This is a genomic window from Rhodanobacter sp. FW106-HT46G03 (assembly GCF_058789895.1).
Genome location: NZ_JBYTCC010000001.1, coordinates 3,135,556 through 3,154,785 on the forward strand (window position 1 = coordinate 3,135,556; position 19,230 = coordinate 3,154,785).

The 19,230-nt window shown below is 59.8% G+C and carries 17 protein-coding genes; 8 read left to right on the forward strand and 9 right to left on the reverse strand.

The features are described from left to right. Window positions 1-193 precede the first annotated feature (193 nt). The 4 genes from AC3WP6_RS14105 to AC3WP6_RS14120 form a co-directional block, all read right to left on the reverse strand. The gene (locus AC3WP6_RS14105) at window positions 194-1,093 is read right to left on the reverse strand and encodes a recombination directionality factor (protein ID WP_492628244.1); all 900 of its coding nucleotides are present in this window, start codon (window positions 1,091-1,093) and stop codon (window positions 194-196) included. Further along, the gene (locus AC3WP6_RS14110; protein WP_492628245.1) at window positions 1,087-2,085 is read right to left on the reverse strand and encodes a YqaJ viral recombinase family nuclease; all 999 of its coding nucleotides are present in this window, start codon (window positions 2,083-2,085) and stop codon (window positions 1,087-1,089) included. Before AC3WP6_RS14110 ends, AC3WP6_RS14105 begins: the two co-directional genes overlap by 7 nt. 80 nt (window positions 2,086-2,165) lie before the next feature. Then, on the reverse strand, window positions 2,166-2,618 hold the full coding sequence (locus AC3WP6_RS14115; RefSeq protein ID WP_492628246.1) for a hypothetical protein: 453 nt from the start codon (window positions 2,616-2,618) through the stop codon (window positions 2,166-2,168). Window positions 2,619-2,630: 12 nt separating this feature from the next. Beyond that, the gene (locus AC3WP6_RS14120) at window positions 2,631-3,587 is read right to left on the reverse strand and encodes a DUF932 domain-containing protein (protein WP_492628247.1); all 957 of its coding nucleotides are present in this window, start codon (window positions 3,585-3,587) and stop codon (window positions 2,631-2,633) included. Window positions 3,588-4,165: 578 nt separating this feature from the next. Here AC3WP6_RS14120 and AC3WP6_RS14125 point away from each other — a divergent pair. From AC3WP6_RS14125 to AC3WP6_RS14135, 3 genes are all read left to right on the forward strand, one after another. Continuing rightward, a complete protein-coding gene (locus tag AC3WP6_RS14125; protein WP_492628248.1) occupies window positions 4,166-4,873 on the forward strand; it encodes an RNA-dependent RNA polymerase family protein in 708 nt (235 codons plus the stop codon). Window positions 4,874-4,929: 56 nt separating this feature from the next. Further along, the gene (locus AC3WP6_RS14130; RefSeq protein ID WP_492628196.1) at window positions 4,930-6,003 is read left to right on the forward strand and encodes an IS5 family transposase; all 1,074 of its coding nucleotides are present in this window, start codon (window positions 4,930-4,932) and stop codon (window positions 6,001-6,003) included. Between the two features lie 160 nt (window positions 6,004-6,163). Continuing rightward, window positions 6,164-6,949 (forward strand): hypothetical protein, encoded by a 786-nt coding sequence (locus AC3WP6_RS14135; protein WP_492628249.1) that lies wholly within the window; start codon window positions 6,164-6,166, stop codon window positions 6,947-6,949. A 350-nt stretch (window positions 6,950-7,299) separates the two neighbouring features. Here AC3WP6_RS14135 and AC3WP6_RS14140 read toward each other — a convergent pair whose 3' ends face one another. The 4 genes from AC3WP6_RS14140 to AC3WP6_RS14155 all read right to left on the reverse strand — a co-directional run bounded on the left by AC3WP6_RS14140 (window position 7,300) and on the right by AC3WP6_RS14155 (window position 12,629). Then, window positions 7,300-9,207, reverse strand: a complete 1,908-nt coding sequence (locus tag AC3WP6_RS14140) for a UvrD-helicase domain-containing protein (protein ID WP_492628250.1) — start codon at window positions 9,205-9,207, stop codon at window positions 7,300-7,302. Continuing rightward, window positions 9,204-11,540 (reverse strand): AAA family ATPase, encoded by a 2,337-nt coding sequence (locus AC3WP6_RS14145; RefSeq protein ID WP_492628251.1) that lies wholly within the window; start codon window positions 11,538-11,540, stop codon window positions 9,204-9,206. The genes AC3WP6_RS14140 and AC3WP6_RS14145 overlap by 4 nt, the downstream gene beginning before the upstream one ends. A gap of 244 nt (window positions 11,541-11,784) precedes the next feature. Further along, window positions 11,785-12,096, reverse strand: coding sequence for a hypothetical protein (locus tag AC3WP6_RS14150; protein ID WP_492628252.1), 312 nt, complete (start codon window positions 12,094-12,096; stop codon window positions 11,785-11,787). A 47-nt stretch (window positions 12,097-12,143) separates the two neighbouring features. Continuing rightward, window positions 12,144-12,629 (reverse strand): JAB domain-containing protein, encoded by a 486-nt coding sequence (locus tag AC3WP6_RS14155; protein WP_492628253.1) that lies wholly within the window; start codon window positions 12,627-12,629, stop codon window positions 12,144-12,146. A 420-nt stretch (window positions 12,630-13,049) separates the two neighbouring features. Here AC3WP6_RS14155 and AC3WP6_RS14160 point away from each other — a divergent pair, with 420 nt between their 5' ends. Beyond that, window positions 13,050-13,754 (forward strand): hypothetical protein, encoded by a 705-nt coding sequence (locus AC3WP6_RS14160; protein WP_492628254.1) that lies wholly within the window; start codon window positions 13,050-13,052, stop codon window positions 13,752-13,754. Window positions 13,755-13,787: 33 nt separating this feature from the next. Here the strand turns inward: AC3WP6_RS14160 and AC3WP6_RS14165 are convergent, their stop codons facing one another. Continuing rightward, window positions 13,788-14,228, reverse strand: a complete 441-nt coding sequence (locus AC3WP6_RS14165) for a hypothetical protein (RefSeq protein WP_492628255.1) — start codon at window positions 14,226-14,228, stop codon at window positions 13,788-13,790. A gap of 326 nt (window positions 14,229-14,554) precedes the next feature. Here AC3WP6_RS14165 and AC3WP6_RS14170 point away from each other — a divergent pair, with 326 nt between their 5' ends. The 4 genes from AC3WP6_RS14170 (at window position 14,555) to AC3WP6_RS14185 (ending at window position 19,120) form a co-directional block, all read left to right on the forward strand. After that, window positions 14,555-16,036, forward strand: a complete 1,482-nt coding sequence (locus AC3WP6_RS14170; protein ID WP_492628256.1) for a DUF2779 domain-containing protein — start codon at window positions 14,555-14,557, stop codon at window positions 16,034-16,036. Between the two features lie 58 nt (window positions 16,037-16,094). Beyond that, window positions 16,095-16,526, forward strand: coding sequence for a hypothetical protein (locus AC3WP6_RS14175; protein ID WP_492628257.1), 432 nt, complete (start codon window positions 16,095-16,097; stop codon window positions 16,524-16,526). Window positions 16,527-16,569: 43 nt separating this feature from the next. Continuing rightward, window positions 16,570-17,574: a helix-turn-helix transcriptional regulator gene (locus tag AC3WP6_RS14180; RefSeq protein WP_492628258.1), complete on the forward strand. Its 1,005-nt coding sequence runs from the start codon at window positions 16,570-16,572 to the stop codon at window positions 17,572-17,574. 1,012 nt (window positions 17,575-18,586) lie between these two features. After that, window positions 18,587-19,120, forward strand: a complete 534-nt coding sequence (locus AC3WP6_RS14185) for a cytochrome b (protein ID WP_492628259.1) — start codon at window positions 18,587-18,589, stop codon at window positions 19,118-19,120. Window positions 19,121-19,230: the final 110 nt, after the last annotated feature.

Genomic DNA, 19,230 nt, shown 5'->3' on the forward strand with positions numbered 1-19,230 from the left:
AAAAAAGAAGCACTTATGAAAGAGAAGGGGCGCCTAGGCGCCCCTTCTCTTTCTCACGCTATTGCCGACGATTCGCCTACTCATCAAACCGGTCGTTCCCTTTCTGTAGAAATCTCACCAGTCCGTACAAGGCGAAGCCGTACACCACCGCGCCACCGATGATCTTGAACATCGTCGTCTCCTCATTGCTGTCTCAACCGGCGCCTGCGGACGCCACACGCGCATCTAGCCGACCCCGCAAGCTGGATGCCCCTTCGTTGACCCCATCAGTTCGGACGACCTGCTCCGCCTCGGGGTAGAACTCCTCGACCACGGCCTGCACATCCTCGGCCAAGTCCTCGAACGCACCATTGGCGAAACCTTTCCTCGCCGCCTCGTCCAAAGCCGCCTGATCGAAGCCGCTGGCTTGCCGCTGCTCGTCGAGTTCTCGCGCCTGCGTAATGGCCTGCTCCAGCGTGATGCCGGTACGCACCACGAGATCCACGTAATAGATCGGTGTGCCATAGCTCATCGTGGTGGACTTGCCGCGCAGCTTGAGTTCCAGTGGCATGCACGCCAGCCGCCCACCCGATACGGCGTGGAAATACTCCAGCCGAGCCGTCAGCGTGCGGATGGTGTTGTACGACGTGGTGCGAAGTACGAAGCTGCCTAGGGCATCACCCTCACCTTCACCGATCACCACGTTGAGGCGCGCGTAGGCTTTGCAGGCTTCCTTGGCGAATGCACAGGCATCCGGCCCCGGACACGGCAGGCTGGCCATACCGTCCTTGCCTGTGCGCCGACAGGTCTCGCCATTGCCAACACACACCGGCCTGCCGGTGGTGCGGTCGAATAGCGAGTAGTCCGCGCGCAGGTTGAGCGCCGGGTCGTTGAACAGCAGCCGCACCGGTATCGCGCGCAGCTTGTGGCCCTCCGCTTCCTTGCGCAACTTCTCGTCCAGCGGGTGCAACACCCATCCGTCCCGGCCTTGTACCTGGCTGGTCAAGGTGAACTGGTCGTCCTTCTCCGGCAGGCGCTTGCCGTTGCGCTCCACCACACGCCCGATGGAAATCCGCCCGATCACGGGCGGGGTAATCGCCAAGCCTTTCAGCATGTCGTCGTCCTCTCAGAGTTGTCAGAAGTCCGCGACAGCACGAACCGGCGTGCGCCGGGGCGGGTCACGGCGTAAGTGGCGGCGACATCCGGGCACTCGGCCATCAGTCGCTTCGTATCCAGCGTGGTGCTGTCCTTGGCTCGCTTGTATGTCACCTCGCCGTGGGCGAAGACCGCCCTGCTGGCGTCGCCCATCGCCTGCTGGATCACCTGCTTGAACGATTCGGCTTCGTGCTCCATCGCTTCCAGTTCAGTCTTGAGCCTCGTCAATGCATCAAAGGCCCGGCCCAGACCTTCATCGCTGGTGAAGTCCAGGCGAGTGTCGTTGCCGCGGTACAGTTTCCGCAGAGCCTTGGCCGCCGACTCACTGCCGTCGGCCGGTGGCTCGATGTCCTTCTCCACGTACTCCCAGAACCGGGTTTCCAGCACGACCAGACGGGCGATCACTTCGTCATCCCGTTCGATGCGGTGAATTTCCAGTTGCTGCCCGCACAGGAGCACGGCCACGTCTGCGGCCGCTTTGCCCGTGACGGCCAGCTGGTGCTGTACCTGCAACTGGACGTATTCGGGGACACCGTCCTTCCACAGCCGTGAACCGAACTCGCCGGCGGTCTTGCACTCCAGCACCTGCACGCCAGGCACACCGACCACTTCACGGTCGATATTCGCCAGCATGTACGGGAACGTCGGGTGTTGGAGTACGGCATTTAGCTTGCGCACCCTGTGGCCGGTGCGCTCCTGATAGGCCATGGCTACCATGGGTTCCAGCAGGGTGCCCCAGTAGCGTGGGTCGTCCTGACCGGGGCGCACTTCTTCCGGCAGCGTGCGGCCGGTCTTCTCCATCCACAGTTCGAGCTGACTCTTGTACGGACACAGGCCTACAGCGGCGGCGGCATCCGAGCTACCAATGCCGTTCCTGCGCACATCCAGCCACTGCCCATAGGGCAGTTTCTTGGTGTCTACCAGCCGCACGGCCGCGTTTTGCTTGCTCATCGGTTTCCTCCAGACATAAAAAAGCCCGGCCGATGCATGGGCATCAGCCGGGCGATGGGTGGTTGGCTTTCAATGTGTCGTTACCAACTGGCGCGGTAGTAGATATCCCACCCGCGTTCCTGCAACTTCTTCGCCTGCACCACGACTTTCAGCGTGTAGTCGATGTCGCCTTCGCTCATGGGTTCGTCGCCCTCGCTGACGAAGTGCTCGCTGGCACGCTCCGGATCGTCGCTGACCAGGTCGAGCCGTTCTTCCAGATCGGCCAGCACCTCCGGCGACATGTAAGCGGCCCGACAATCGTCGTAGCTTTCCAGAACGTTGCTCACGAACCACTGGTGCAGAGGATCAAACCTCCGCCAGTAGCCGACCCGCACAGTCACGCCCGTGATCTCCATCAGGGTTGCATCGTTGTCGGGCTTTTCCTTGGGCGGGGCGTAGCCAATTGCCCGTCCGATGGCTTCGCGGACAGGCGCAAGTCCCGTGTCATAGGGAGGCAAGTGAAACTGCGCCTCCAGGTACATATCCAGTCCCATGACATGTCTCCCTCAGGCCACCAGCTTCATGGCTTCGTCCCAGGCACGCTGCTTGATCTGCGCCCCTTGGCCAAACCACGCCGCATCACGGCGGTGGTCGTCGCTGCGTGCCCGACGGTGGTGATCGACGTACTCGGTCACGCTGTTGAGCACACCCCACGCCGTACCCCGGCTTGACGCCATCAACGCACCGCGCCCACCGCCTTCGTACAGTGAGCGCACGGTAGCCAGTGCCTGTTCGTTGACGATGACGGTCTTGCCCTCCGGGGCGGCGTAGGTGAGCACCCGACGCAGCAAGCCTTCCACCGTATCGGGATCCACTGGCCGCGCCACCAGCGCCCTCATGCGGGCCACAAAGCCGTCCCACGACGCCACGGTGATGCCCAGCTGGCGCTTGACCGCATCGGGATCGAACTGGCTGCGGTGCGGCACCTTGATGGCGCTACTGGCGTTCCCCAGCGCAATGGACAAGGTGTTGTTGCACACCACACGCACCGACGTGAACTGTGCCGTGGTCGCCAGCGTGCCGTCGCAGGCCGTAGCCAGCAACAGGTAGCCATCGACGCGGTCACGTCCCTTGAGGGCGGTGCTCTGACCGGTCTTCGCCAGCGCCCAGAACTTGCGGCCCTCACGCAAGACACCGGCCGTCTCCAACTCGAAACCGTTATAGGCCGTCAGGTCGCGATAGAACTCCAGGATTTCGCCCGGCTGCACCACGTGAAAGCGCTTGGATACCACGGCCAACGGTGCCTTGGTATCCGACCGATACAGCACCTTCTGCGCCGGGAAGGCGTTGATCACACCCAGATGGCTGTTGCCGGAGATATAGCGGACTTCAGATTGCTCAATCTGCCAGTCCATGCCCGCCTGCTTTTTCCATGTTTCGATGGATTGCTGCGGGTCCAATTTGTTGCCAAGGCCGTGCCACGGCGTCTCGCCGGCATAGGCCATCGTTTCAACCAGGTGCATTGTCGTTACCTCGTTAGTTGGCGGCATAAACGCCCAAGGCCCGGACATGCCGGGCCTTGGGCGCTGTGCTTGGGGTGGAGTGGATCAGGGGGCTTTGACGCTACCGCAACTGGTACATTTGATGATTCCCACCAGCACTGCAGTAGCAACGACCAGGACGCAGTAGACCGTGTCGAGTTTGCCGTTCATGTCGTCGGATGCCCATGGCGAACGCTGCGATGCGGAGCGTCCAGACGCGGAGCCGAAGGTCACGGACGTCAGATGGGTAATCTGGATGTCAGATTCTGTTCAATCGACGCCGTTGCGCGCTCCAACCGCGCAACGGTAGCCACCTGCCCGCCGCCACAGCAACTGACCAGCGTCGTCAGCTAAATTGACCATGGAAGTCGACGAGACCCCCCATTTCTGCCGTTCGCAGTGTCGATGAGTGACGGAAAAAAAGAGCCTTCATGTGAGACGATCCTAGTCGGTGTTTTTTTCGAATCTAGAATCCGACCCAGATCGATGTGTTAGGTAGTTAGCCCCGTCTTGGAGTTCGGTTCGTGCCAGAAGAGTTAGTGAACCCAACGGAGTGACGAATGGACGCAACGACATTCTTCGAATTTGACTTCAGCGGCACGTTGTTCCCGATGAAAACGAATTTGCTCCTGATGACCCATCATCAGGGAGCATTGGCGGCCTATGTGGCTCGTGTACTGTCAACCGATCCGGCTCACAACGCCGATAACTTCTTCCCACAGCTACGGGTGCACGCGGCCAAACCGAGAAACCATCTTCGCCGCACCGTCGTGCTCGATCCAGTCGCCACCTTTTTTATATATGACCTCATCGCCAGAAATAGCGCTGTCTTTGACGTCGCACTTCCCAATGGGCGCGCATTCTTCGGCTACCGATTCGAGGCCGGCACAGCAATCCCCGTCCACCGCGCTTACAAGGATTTCTCTGCGGCCATCGAGGAGAACAAAGCGCGGTATGACCACTACGTCAGCTTTGATATCGCTTCGTATTTCAACAGCATCTATCACCACGACGCCAAGAACTGGTTCGCGGCACTCCCAGGCGTGATTGGCGTGGATTCGAACGCTTTTGGTCGATTCTTCCGTGAGATCAACGCCGGCAAGTCGATCGATTTCCTACCGCAGGGCATATACCCGACCAAGATGATAGGCAGCGGATTTCTCACTTTTATCGAGGCCAGTGGGCAATTGAAATGCGCACAAACGCTCCGGTTCATGGACGATATCTATCTGTTCGATGATAACGAGGCCGTGCTAGCAGGCTGTTGAGAAACTCCCTGCGGCGCCGGCTGTCATAGACGCGATCAATCACCAGGCCCACTTTGATGCGCAGCCCCGACGTCCAGCAGCTTGGCATGTTTTCGTACGTATCCGTCGAACAGCGCGTGCCGACCGATCATCCGATCCGCAAGCTGCGCGTGCTGGTGGACGTGATCCTCGGTGAGCTGGACGGGCTGCTGGACGAACGCTACGCCGAAGGCGGACGGCCTTCGATCCCGCCCGAACGCATCCTGCGCGCCTCGCTGTTGCAGGTGGTCTACAGCGTGCGCAGCGAGCGCCTGCTGATGGAGCAGATGAACTACAACCTGCTGTTCCGCTGGTTCGTCGGGCTCAACATCGACGACGCGGTGTGGGATCACTCCACGTTCTCGTTCAACCGCGAGCGGTTGTTCGATGAGCAGGTCGCGCAGCGCTTCTTCGAGCACACCGTGCTGATGGCGCGCGTGCGCGATCTGGTCAGCGACGAGCATTTCTCGGTGGACGGCACGCTGCTGGAGGCGTGGGCCTCGCACAAGAGCTTCCGCCCGAAGGATGGCAGCGGCGGTGACGGCACCGACTTCCGAGACGAGAAGCGCAACAACGACACGCACGCCTCCACCACCGACCCGGACGCGCGCTTGATGCGCAAGGGCAAGGGCAAGGAAGCCAAGCTTAGCTACCTGGCCAACAGCCTGATGGAGAACCGTCATGGCCTGGTCATTGGCGTGGACGTCCGCCACGCCAGCGGCACCGGGGAGCGCGATGGCGCACTCGATTTGTTGGACGCAGAGGGTGTGCGTCAAGGCGCCACGCTGGGTGCGGACAAGGGCTACGACACGCACGATTTCGTGGAAGCGTTGGATCGACGCGGCATCAAGCCCCACATCGCACGCAATACCAAGGGGCGACGCAGCGCCATCGACGCGCGCAAGGCGCGAGGCAAGGGGTATGCAATGAGCCTGCAGGTGCGCAAACGCATCGAGCAGGGTTTCGGCTGGATCAAGACGGTTGGCGGGCTGCACAAGCTGCCGCTGGTGTCGCTGCCCAAGGTGCGCGGTTGGGTGACATGGACCTTTGCCGCCTACAACCTGATTCGCCTCGGCGGCATCGGCGAGTGGTGGAATCCCTCGCCAACATGAACCAAGACAGGAAACGTGCGTCCCGTGTTCGAGAAACAGGCCTTGCCGAAGCCGACATGAACCCCCGACGATAGAAATACCCTATCGCGATGCCCTCGGAAGAGGCATTCTCAACAGCCTGCTAGTGGCCGACTTTCATCGAGTCCAGGAGCTCCTTGGCTTGCAAGCGTTGAATATCAATCCGAGCAAGACCGTAAAGGACGGACAGCACGAGTCGGTCCGCGATGCGGTGTCGGCCATCAGTACGGAGCTCTCAGAGCTTTTGGGTGGGGACACATCGCGTTTCGCGGCACTTCCCTCGGGCATTGACCCTGACGACTTCGGGGATGGCTTTTTCGACGAAGACGACGAGGAGAGCGATATTGGCGACGAAGCGAGAGACCGCCTCCTTGAGCTCTTGGCGGATCCGCAAACCGACGAAGCCGAGGCGGAGCTGATCCTAGGCGTTCTTCGTGATCATGTAGATACCTTAGCACCGCAGGTGGCCGATATTTTCGCTCGGTTTCCCAATGTCGCCAAGCAGATTCACAACCTTGTTGGCGAGGCAAAACCGCATGACAGGGCAACCATCTGCGATGCGCTACGAACGCTTGTGCTTAGCGACACCTATCTGATCGAGTATCAACTCTTCTGGATTGCCGTGATCGCCGAGGATCATCTGGAGGAGGTAGCAGGTTACGGCCTCCTGCTGCTAGCCGTTTATGAGCGCTCCACGAATCATAAGATCGCGCTGGCAAAAATCCTTGAAATTCCAACACAGGCATTTGGGTTCAAGCAGATTCGCGACGAAATACTTAAGTCAGGATCATCAGACTGGCCCTCATGGGCAGCGGCCATGGGCACGCGAACGCTTGGGAAGGCAGAGCGAAACCAGACGCTCAAATATTTCGCGCGGGCCTCGCCACTCAATCATCTCATCGCCGAGTGCATCATCAATCTCCCGTAGTGCAGACTGCCAGTTTTTGACCCGGCATTGTCAGCACAGATGACCAAAGCTCGACCCAAAGCGGTCACTTCACCGCGGAAATGGCCCAGAGCATTGCTGCGCGCAAGAATGGTCCACGCACCGACGCGGCGATGGCGCAAGCAGATATCCGGCACATGCACACAAAATCGTCGCGACCGCCCAGATCGGTCATTCATTGAGTTGCCGCGCTTTCAACTTAATTTGGCTACCAGTGGAGGAGCCGATTGCGACACAAGCGATTAAAAAGTGACCGTTCGCTTGCCAATCGACCATTGCAAATCAGACAGGCAGAAATTGTCGGGAGGTGACATCGTTTCGATGTTTCTCACCTATTGATTGAAGAGCTCAATCTCGTCGAGCTCAAACCAATCCTGTCCGACCATTGCGTCGCGCGCGCGCGAGGTCTCGGCTGCGTAGTAGACAACTGCGAGGCTCTCCTCGGCACGGCTGCAGGTCACATAGAAAAGTCGACGCGTCCGGTCGATTGTGGTCTCCTTGCCCCCGGCCTCGTTTTCGAGGTCATTTTTGCTCTTTTCCTTCGCCCCGAAGAGCTTGTCGTAAGCAAACATAAACCCGCGCGCCTCCTCGTCGCTCACGATGACCATCACACGTGGGAACTCCAATCCTTTGACACCCTGGTGCGTATCGAACTGCGAAATGCCCCGGACATAGCGGTCATATTTCTCGATCTGATCGAATGGCGCCTCGAGCGCTTGGCGCCATCCCCAAAGTTCACTCTTGAGATCGACCTCTTCTTCCTCGCCCGCTTCATTCTCAGCCGCTCGACTAGCATCGCTTACACCTTCGTCGGCGTTGGCGAAAGGCACCAGCACGTCAGGAATGGTGAACAGATCGGTCTCGGCGACGTAGCACAAGACCGCGCGTGCCGAGGCTTTTTCATCACCCGACACCAGCGCAAGCAGACCGTCGCAGGCAGCTTTGGCTTTGCTGAGAATATCGGCCTGATTGTCACCCGCCTCTTCAAGCGCCCTTCGATCAAGAATCGGAGAGGTGCGCCGAACGATCGCTGCGGCCGCAAAGGGGTCCGACGCGCGCAGCGCGGTTACCAGCGGCAGGATTTCGCGCGTGAACAACCCGATGCCGGCGCCGGTTCCTTGGAGGAAGCTCGTCCGGGTACGCTCGACCGAATAGAGCGGCTCGAAGAACGCCTCAAACCCGAACCGGCGAGCCGACATTAGATGCTCCAGAGCGAGAGTCTTGATCGCCTCCGATCCTGCGGCCCAATTTTGATCGCCCGTGATCTCAGCCATTCTGGCGGCGATCGCCGTCTCCACCGCTGTCTTGTCGGCGGTCGCCTGCGGCACAATAAACAGACGGACGACACCGGCACCCGCATCGCTGCGCGGGATCTGTTCCTCGCGATCCTCGTCGTGGCGGATCCTATTGATGAGCTCGATGACCCTGGTCGGGCAGCGATGGTTCATCCGTTTGCGTGGCCTCGCCCAAGTCTCGGGGATCGCCTCTGCGAGGTGATCCTTCCCGTCGGCATATATGCGCTGCATCGTATCGCCGAAAAGACCAAGACAGAATGTATCTCGATACGCCGCCTCGACATCGATAAGCACATCCATGAGCCTACGGTTCGTGTCTTGGCTTTCGTCGATAAGCAGGATTGGAAAGCGGGTAACCAGCAGGCGTCGCAGACCGGGCTTCATGCCTAGGAAATCTGCCGTCATCGCGATGACCTCAGCATGGCTAAGGGAGTCGCGGGTACGGTTGTCGCCAGTCGGGCTGTAGACGAAGCGCGTGATTGCATCGAGCCCGGCGTGGCGGCGCCGCTTGCTCACAATCGAGTGGGCGCGGTCCGCGGCAGCCTTGCTGGCCGCCCGGCCCTTGGCCTGAGCCATCTCGAGTTCGGCGACATCCTGGATTAGCCTCGCGGTAAGCCATTTCCGGATGTCGGCGTCATAGCCGGCGATGAGTGACCAAGCGAACGCATGGATCGTCCTAACCTCAACGCGCGGGTCGAACTCGAGTCGTTGCTTGATCTCGTCGCATGCCGCGTTGGTATAGGTGATAACGCCGATCTTCTGCCCGGTCAGCGACAAGCGTCGACCTTGCTCGCGGCAGACCGTACGAATTGCCTCTACAAGCGAACGTGTCTTGCCGGAACCTGCGCCCGCATAGAGGAAGAAGCTTCTAGGGCTCTCCAGGCTTAGACAGTCGCGGATCGTCCCGTCGGCCTCGGCATCGAACTGGTCGTCGGCGACGCTCACGCTTCAGCCCTCTCGGACTGCTCCGTCTGATCCCCTAGGGGCAGTATCTCGACCTGCTTCTTCTTCAGCTGCGTGAGAAGCCATTCGAGCCCCTCGGCGATATAGCCCGGCACGACGATATCCTCGAACTTCTCAACCTCGAGGACTTCAAGCGCGAACTCGGCCTTCTTGCCGCTCTTAAGAGCATCGTACATGCGTTTGCCGATGGCGGCCGCACCGCCGCCGGTCGTGATTGCGTCGCGGAACTTGCAGACAAGACCGGGCCCGTCGAGCGCCGAGAAAAAGGCTAGATTCTCAAACGCAAGCGCATCCTCGAACGTATAGGGATAGGCTGTTTCCTGTTTGGTTGACCCAGGTGTGGTCACAGCCAGCGGAGTCTGATAAGCGACACGAACCGCGAACAGAGGATCACCGTCTACGCGAAGAGCCTTGGCCGCGGCATTGGCATCCATGAGGGCATCAACATCGTCGATGCCCGGCACCCAGGTTTTCAGAGTCGCGTTATTGGTCTTCTGATTGGCACCCTTTGCAGGTTGTACCGACGTGCCGCCGGTGCCGTCCAGGGTATCCAGATCGGTGATGATCAGCGTCAGCAGTCCAAGATGGTCAATGAGTGGCTTGAGACGATGCGCATGACTGCCACCGATCTCAAGTAGCGTGATGTAGCACTGGTTGAGCTCGTCGTAATGCGCACGAATGAAGTTAGGGACGAACATGCGCTCGGCCGGCCCTTCCACCAGGATCACGGCATCGGCGAAGAACAGATCGGCATGTTGCGCGCGCAGATAGCGAGTGACGAACCGTTCTGTCTTATTTCCGGGACCGAATACTTCGGACAGGTTTATGACTGTCGAGACTGGCACCTTGGCCGCCATCCCGGCGGGTAGCCGACGGAAATAGCGTAGGCATGAAAAGGAGGTTTCATGAGCCACATGGCTCGAGTGGGTACTGACCACGAGCTGTGTGCGCAGCTTTTTATTCTCGCCCAAGTCCTCATGTGCCCGTAGCACGGCATAGGCCTTCTTTATGAAAACCTGCTGGACCTGCGCGTGGAGGTGGGCCTCGGGTTCCTCGACTAGCACCAGATGGAGCGGCTCCGTGCTGGTGATCGTCGCACCCTTTGAGGCCTTGCCGACGCGCATCCACGCGTCGCGAAAGCTCATCAAGCGGAAGATCATCGAGATCAAATTCTGATAGCCGAGCCCGTTATTGGCCTCAGGCAATCTGAGCAAGGGTATGGCCGCACCATCCTCTGCGATTACATCGACTTCGAAGCTAATTGCCGCGCTGTGGTTGAGACCGTCAATTGCCTTCAGTCGGGTTGACACACGCGGTCGCGGATCGGTCACACCCGGATAGCCCATGCCTTCGACCTCAGTGAAGGCAGCCTTGAAGCTCTCGGTCAGCCGCTTGTCGAATGCGTCTTGGGCGGCCTCGATCGCCTGGAGCGCCCCGAGGTCCTTCGCATCGGGTCCCTTGGTCGGATCAAGGTGTTTGGAATAGTAGCTTCTCAGTTGGTCCGACAAACGGCTACCCGCCGCCGCGGCCGGGGCATCCTCGTCTTCTTGGCCGGGCTGTTCCTCACCGAACCCACGCTGTGCAGGAATGTCATGCACGTGAATCAGGCCGTTTAAAGGATCACCCTCGATCGGCATTGACGAGGCTGGCAGCGCTTGCGGTCGTGCTTGTGTCTTTTCGGGCGCCGCGAGACAGGCAGGATCCAGCGAATAAGCACGGATTGTGAAGTGGGTGGAGAGTCTCTTGCTAAGAAAGTCGACAAGATTCCCCGGCCAGATCGTTAGCTTGGGAGGATCCGGCGGCGGATTAGCGTCAGGGTGCTCCGCCGCCGCAGCGGCAATTGCGGCGACCTTCATCGCCTCGGCGTCGCCGATAGCACCCATGAAGTCCTTGTACAACAGGTCAAGATCCTTGGGCTCATAGCGAAGCCGGACGCCTAGCCTGCCGCCTTCCCAATCGAGCGTTGGGATCAAATCGCGGACGTGATGCATCTCACCAGTCTCGACATGCAACCAGAGATCAAGCGTTGGGAGAACACTGACCCAAGGGGCAACGACCAGATCGGCCACGTCCCCAGCGGCGTTCGCCGCGATCCAGCTTTCCCCGAGCGCAATGATCGTAGTCCAGTGGCACAAGGTAAAGTCGTACATCTCAAAGGGACAGCGGCGTGGCGACAGAAATCGGCGCATAGAGAGCATTGCCGACGTCTTGCCACTGTTGTTGGCCCCGACGAAGAGTGTTGTGGTAGTCGAGAGGTCGACGCGTGTCGACAGCAGCTTCCTAAAATTGGCGATTTCTACGAACTCAATGTGCATCCAGCATCCCCTAGCCAGCCCATGGCTTTAGTTACGCTTACACTGTCTGTGCCGCAACAGTGTAATACCGCCCTCCAACGTTTGAAGGACACCAATGGCCGTCGCGAAGATGGCTATCGCCTCGCCGTAACTCAACTGTTCGCGGAAACGGTATAGAGCCCGTGTAGGCTAGGGAGGGCGAGGAAGCTGCAGCGTCTAGCCTTCGCCGGTTCATCGCCTCCCATCCGGGAACAGCATCCAGTGGTCACGGATCATCCACGGCCAGGATGTGCCCCAGTCCTGCCGCGACCGTTTCGTCAACCTTCTCCCGTGTGAAGCGCTCGCACCGCTCGCGCCAGACATCCTCGTCCCACTCGAACGACGCAACGCGGTCGTCATACAGCGCCTCGAACTCCGCCGCCCAGTCCTTCGCGAGGTTATGGAACTCGTAGCTATCGTTAGGCTGGAACCGGGCGAGCGCCATGTTCCACGCAGTCTCCACCACCGTCTCGATCAGCTTGCCGTGGGTGCGAAGCGCGGCGGTGTTCTCGGCCAGCCGTTCGGGATAGGTTGTCATGCGCATCCCGAGTACCTCAACGGCGTGTTTCGTATGGCGCTTCCCCATCACATCAGCCCTCGACCGGCCATGCTGACGCACTCAGCGCCCACGACGATGTGGTCCAGAATCCGCACGCCAATCAACCTCAGGGCGTCACGGAGCTCGGTGGTGATGGCCCGGTCCGCGGCACTGGGTTCAGCGACGCCGCTAGGATGATTGTGCGCCAGAATGGCAGCGCAGGCATTGACGCTCAACGCGGCCCGTACGACTTCACGGGGATAGATGCTGGCGCCGTCTACGGTGCCGCTGAAGAGCTTCTGGCAGTCGATGATGCGATGACGGTTGTCCAGCCACAGTACGTGGAATTCTTCATGCGGCAGGGCACCCAGGCGCATGCGTAGGAAGTCGTTGGCATCGGCTGGGTTGCCGATACTTCCTTGCCGTTCAAGCCTTCCTTTGAGAATGCCTTCGGCGGCGGCAAGCACATTCTGTTCTGTCGTCTCGCCGCCGAGTTTGCAATGGGCATAGGCCATCATGTCGACGAAGTGCATGTTCGTTTCCTCTCGATGAGGCGGCATAAACGCCGAAGGCCCGGGGAGTCCCGGGCCTTCGGCGTATGTCGCGTGGTTAGTTGAATCAGGGCGCTTTCGTGGTGTTGCTGCTGCAGCGGGCGAAACCCAACAGCAGCGTGGCCACTACAACGAGCACGCAGGTGAGCGTGTCATTCTTCGACGGGATCATGCTTTCTCCCCACGACGGGCGCCTCAGGGCGGACACGCCCTCACGCGAGACCAGGCCTTCCCAGTCTCATGTGGGTGATATGTATCTGAAAATTGTTTCAATCGACGCCCACATCGCTGCTTCGCCCTCTCGCTCTCCAAGGTTGACCAAAAGCGTCTGAGCACGCCACCGCATGGGCTTGAGGACGATATGACCCAGGCGGCCCGCAGAAGGCAGGAAAGAATTCGGCCATGATCGAATTCCTCGTGAGAGCTCAATCAGAGCTGGCGCAACTTGTTGCACATTTCTTGACTGGTTCGGCTACGCAGTGGTCAGATTTGACTACCATTTGCCGCTCGACAGGTTCCGCTATCTTGCCCAACACATTGGCCACTTCGATCACGATCCGCTTTGTCCTCAATAAGGGCGACGGCGGGCCATTTCCGGCTCACCGGGACTTTTCTCCCGCCGAATTCGCCGACCTGCGCCCATGCCTGGACTTCATCCTCGACGCTGATCCCGGCAACATCGAGTCAGCATGGAAAGCCAAGATCCTTGAGGTGGCGTTCTTGTACGACGGCATCACCCCCATCCGGGGCGAAGAATTCGGTTATCGGTACCAGGTCCGCAAAAACCACTTTCAAGGCTACCCGGCCCCAATCCTCCGTTTCCTTCTGGATCGTCCAGTCAGACCTTCCCTGCTGTGCAGTGTGTTGGCCGGCTCTTGGTTCAACCTGACCACTTCGTCCCTGTCGGAGGCGGGAGAGACTCCCTACCTTGCCGAAGACCACAACGGATATTCTTCCGTGCTAGCGCCTGCCGATGTCACGGCGTGGTTGGCCTTGCTTGAGCACCATCATGCGTTTTGTGGCAAGACCTTCGTCTTCCCTGATGGATTGCCGGAGAACGGCTACCGGTTCAAGGCCACCGACTTCGCCCTTCCGCCTCAAAGTTAATCTGAAACCAGAAACTGGTGTTCAATCCAAGCGCTACGCATCGGCGGAGCGTGGTGGGCGAAGGTCGAGCAGAAGCCCGCGCCGCGTCGCGTCCGACTCACTTTCGTAACGGTGCTTGAGTAGTTCGAGCATGTCTTCCTGCCTGGGTTGACCAAATGTTAGGCGGTAAAGCTGCACGTCCCGCTTGAGTGAAGCAAGGCGCTCGTTGTCGATGCTGAGCGGGTACGGCATGACGATTCGCTCGATCTTTGCCGGCCCGGGGTAGGCCCACCACGGGGCGAACTCGCCGAATCGCTCTTGCTCGTCCAGACCGAGGCGGAACGCGGCCTTCCAGGGGTCGTAGTGGTCGCTACGAAGGATCGCCTCGCGGTGCTTCGCCACCATGTTGCGCCGGATCGCATGCCCGTCATAACGATCGACGCGCCCTTCACACTGCTCGAAATTCACCGGATTCCCCGGCGTGTTCCAGTGCACGACGGAGTGACTCCAGCGGTGAAAGTGGATTCCTTCCTAACCGACACTAGTGGAGGCTAGGGCGAACGGCCAGAGCGGGCTGTTGAACGCCTCGCGTACTTTGGGCATGCGTGCGTCCTCTTCGGATTCACGTTGGCCGCCATAGCGCAGAGCGAATCGACAAGGTAGTGCCGTGGGAGTCGCTGCTCGCGCACATTGAACCCAGCTATCCGACGTCCGACCGTTGTGGTGGACCGCCAAAGCCACGCGCGTAAACAAGCGACGCTACTTGTCGCAATCGCGGGGTAGGATGGAATTCGTCCATCCACCATGCCGCAGGCCCGTCGATGCCCACGCCAACCGTCACCCGTCTCTCGAAATCACGCATCGTCGCCGGCCTCCAGTGCGAGCGTCGTCTGTGGTTGGGCACGTATCGGCGCGATGCGATGGAGACCACTCCCGGGAACCAGGCTGTTCTCGATGCCGGCAATGATGTCGGAAACTTAGCCAGGGAGCTCTACGGACCGGGCTTGCTGATCGGCCATGCGGACAACACATCCAAGGCCCTTGCCGAAACAACCGAAGCGCTGCAGTGCAAAGGCAAGCGCCAGACACTGTTCGAGGCAGCATTCCAGCACAGGGATGTCCTGGTTCGCGCGGATGTCCTGATGCCCGTCCCGGGCGGCTACGACCTGATTGAGGTGAAGTCTTCCACCTCCGTGAAGGACTACCATCTTGTCGACTGCGCCATCCAGGCATGGGTGATCCAGAACGCCGGCATCAAGCTTCGCCGCGTGTATCTGGCGCATATCGACTCTACGTTCGTTTACGAGGGTAATGATGACTACAACGGCCTGGTGGTGGCCGCGGACATCACAACCGAAGCGACCAACCTCATGGAGCAAGTACCCACATGGATCCGCGGGCTTCAGAAAATTCTTCGTGGCAATGAACCAGCCATCACTACGGGCGAACAGTGCTCCAAGCCTTTCGACTGTCCCTTCTTCGAGCATTGCCGGTCGCAGGAACCCGAAGGGCCCAAGTATCCCGTCACGATCCTCAAACGATCCGCAGCACTCATCCGTGCGCTTATCGACGAAGGCTACGTGGACCTCCGTAAGGTTCCTATCAAGAGGCTGACCAACCCCATCCATCAGCGTATCCGCAAGGCCTCGGTGACGGGACGCCCCTTTCTGGATCCGGCCGCGGCCGAACAACTCGACGAGCTCGCCTACCCTCGCTACTACCTCGATTTCGAAACCATCAATTTCGCTGTCCCGCGCTGGGCTGGCGCACGCCCCTACCAGCAAGTCCCATTCCAATGGTCATGCCACATTGAACAGCGCGATGGCAGCCTCAACGAACACGCCTTCCTCGATTTGAGCGGCGACGATCCGACGCATAACTTTGCGGAGTCCTTACTTCGCTCGCTCGGCAAACGCGGCCCCATCCTCGTCTACAACAAGAGTTTCGAGGCCGGGAGGGTCACGGAACTGGCTGACTGGTTTCCGGACCTGGCAGATGCCTTGATGGCCCTGAACAAACGTATGGTGGACCTGTTGCCCATCACGCAAAAGCACTACTACCACCCCGCCATGATGGGCTCGTGGTCGCTCAAGAAGGTATTGCCCACCATTGCACCTGAGCTCGACTACGGCGAGCTGGACGATGTCGCGGACGGCGGCCAGGCACAACTGGCCTATCTCGAAGCCATCCATCCGGAAACGTCTGTCGATCGACGCACCACCTTAGACACGGCGCTGCGGCGTTACTGCGGCCAGGACACGATCGCGATGGTTCGCCTCCTGCAGGCTTTGGCTGGCCGCTGATCCGTTTCGTACCGGATGCCATTCCGGCACATCCCACTTCTACAAGAGCAACTTCGCCATGCAGTCGATCCACGACTTCCCGCTCGAACAGATATTCCGCGAGGCGTACCTTGCCCGGCTCGGCGCGACGTTCGACGAATTCCAGAAGAACCCTCAAGGCACCCTGGAGAAATATGGCCAGCACGACGCCATCGCGATCATGCGACTCGGCCACCGCCCATTGCTCCCGGTGCAGGTTCGCCTACGGGAGACGCTGCTGACCCAATGGCGTGCCGAAGGCACCTGGAACGATTCCATGATGGTTCATCCCGCTTCGCCCTCCTCCACGAACCGCTTCCGCCAGCGTATGCGGCAAGCCATGGGCGGCATGCTAGATACGGTGAAGCAACGCCTGACCAAGCATGGTCGGGCGGCGACAACCGGCCACGTTCAGGTCCAGCTCGTCACGCCTTGCACAAAGCGACACCAGATGTCGCATGGCATGACATGATGGCGTCAGACTCTGATCGGGGAAGCCAGATTCTGGAAACCACATGAACGATACCTCGCTGCGTTACCTTGAGATGTTGAAGCAGATTCCCCGCCTCCCGAACGGCATCACGGCGACGGATTTGCACCGCAGATTGCAGGGCCTCGGCCATGAAATCGACAAGCGCAGCATCGAGCGGGATCTCAACAAACTTTCCGGCATGTTTCCTCTGACCAGCAGCGAGGGCCGCCCCGCGTTGTGGAGCTGGGCACGCCAGGCCGACCTTACCCACCTGCCCGCCCTGAATCCGGCGACCGCACTGACCCTGGAACTGGCTTATCGCCATCTGGCTTCGCTTTTGCCGCGCAGCGCCCTCGTCGCGCTGGAGCCGCTGTTCAAGTCCGCTCGCAAAGCGCTGGATGAAACCTCCCAGACAGCGCTGGCACGTTGGTCGGACAAGGTGGCTGCCGTACCGGACAACCAGCCGCTGATGCCGCCAGCCATTTCCGCAAGCGTTCATGAAGCCGTGCATGAGGCCCTGCTGGCGGAAAAGCGCCTTGAGATCAGCTATCGGGCCGCCGGTCAGGAGCGCGCCAAACGCTACCCGGTCAACCCGCTGGGCCTGGTTGGTCGTGGCGGAAGCTACTATCTGGTGGCAACGGCCCGCGACTATCCAGAGCCGCGCATCTTCGCCTTGCACCGCATTCTTTCAGCCACGCTGCTGGACGAACCCGCCATCAAGCTGGCCGGCTTCAACCTGCGGCATTACATCTCGGAAGAACGCCGTTTCGAGTTGCCACTTGGCGGCGATCTCAATCTCGAACTGCGCGTCTCCCCCTGGCTGGCGGATTACCTGGACGAACGCAAGCTATCGCCAGACCAGAAACTCGCGCCCATTCGCGGCCGCCATGAGCAACGCCTCAACGCTACCGTGGCCAATACCGACCAACTGCGCTGGTGGCTGCGCAGCTTCGGCACTGCAGTGGAAGTACTTCGACCGCTGGCGCTGCGCCGGGAAATGGCTGCAGAAGTCGTCGAATTGGCCAAGACGTACCGCGCCCGAACCTGAGGACCGACCATGCCACACCTCATCGAGCACATCGACCAGACCACCAACCGGTTTGGCGCGAAGCTTACTGAAGCTCCATGGCCATAACCTCTGATGCGCTTGAGGTTCGAGGCAAACGCGCCATGACCCATTCGGACGAGCTGGTATCAATCGCACTGATCGCCTGGCTCGTAGCTCGGGACAATCACTTACGCCCTTCCCGTGTACGAATCACGGAATATCCACCCCTGCAAAGCCCCGAGGAGTGGCTTGGCGGCATCTCCATCCGATCCTGGGAGTGCGGCGACAAGGCGTCGCCTCACGTGGGCGAGTGTGGCTTTTCCCAGATCGTTGGAAGCCAGCGGTTCAAGGCGTACTACCTGTGGGGACCGCTAATCGGTGGGGAATACTTGCTGGAATGGCTTCCGGAGCGAAGTAGCTTCGAAGTCTCCGTGCTGAGCTTCACCTGATCGGCGGCACCCCATTAATACGATAGCCGTGAACCTCACCGGGCTCGGTATCCTCAGCGAAACGTGCCGTAGCAGTCCCCTTAGTACCACCATGTGCAACCGTCTCCTGCTGGGTCGCCCCCTCTCCTGCAGGCCAAGTAGAACATCTTGATGCGTATTGCCACCACAACTGACCACATCCGGCAAGTGAGTTGGCCATCCGACTGAAGGTCTCTTGCCGACCCTTTGAGGCCCGTCGCGAACGGCTGTTTTCGGGATGGTAATTGCGCGTCTGAACCGGGAGTCCTTGGAGCGCCAAAGCGCACGAGCTATTGATGCGGCACCGAACAACAACGCGTCGCACGCTCTTCAACTCCTCGCCGTCGGCATACACTCCGCAACGTCGGTTACTCCAGAACGGCCAGAGTAAACTGGACCAAGGCGCATCATCTGGCTGGATCAGATCGTCGTTGTAAAAATCAGTAGCACGCGCCGCTGCCTCTCTCGCCCCGCCATACACGAGATCTGAGCTTAATTCACTTCTGCTGGATAGAGAATTTCCACCAACTTCAGGACACCACCTTATGAGCGGTTACAGCTCTGCCACGAAATGGCTGCATTGGTTGATCCTGTTGCTGGTTCTGGCGCAGTTCGGGATCGCTATATTGATGCCTGACATCGGCCCGAAAACGGTGGCGGGGACACTGATCAACCTGCATTTTTCGTTGGGCATCCTGATCTTGATCGTGATGGTCATCCGGCTTTGCAACCGCTTACTCCATCCGGTGTCATTGGACATGCCCGGCTCGCCGGCATGGGAACGATGGATCGCCCTTGCTACCCACCGCTTGTTTTACCTCATTCTGATAGTTGGGCCGTTTCTGGGTTGGGCATCGGCCTCGGCCCACCGGCTCCGTGTCAATGTGTTCGGCATCATCTCGCTGCCTGGCATCGCCGCGCCACGAGCGCACTGGGCACTCACTGCCGGCAACATCCACATCTACATGATGTGGACACTGGCGGTGTTGATTGGATTGCATGCAGCCGCTGCGCTCTACCACCACTTTCTGCGGAACGATGGCGTACTTCAGCGGATATTGCCTACCCGCGCGCAGTGATATCCGCGCCTCATGTAAGAGGATGCAGGTCATTAGACCGATGCAAGGTTCAAGCTGCAGAGAGTCGCATGGCCCTTTGTCCGTCGCCGGCCACGATTGCCGGTCTGCAC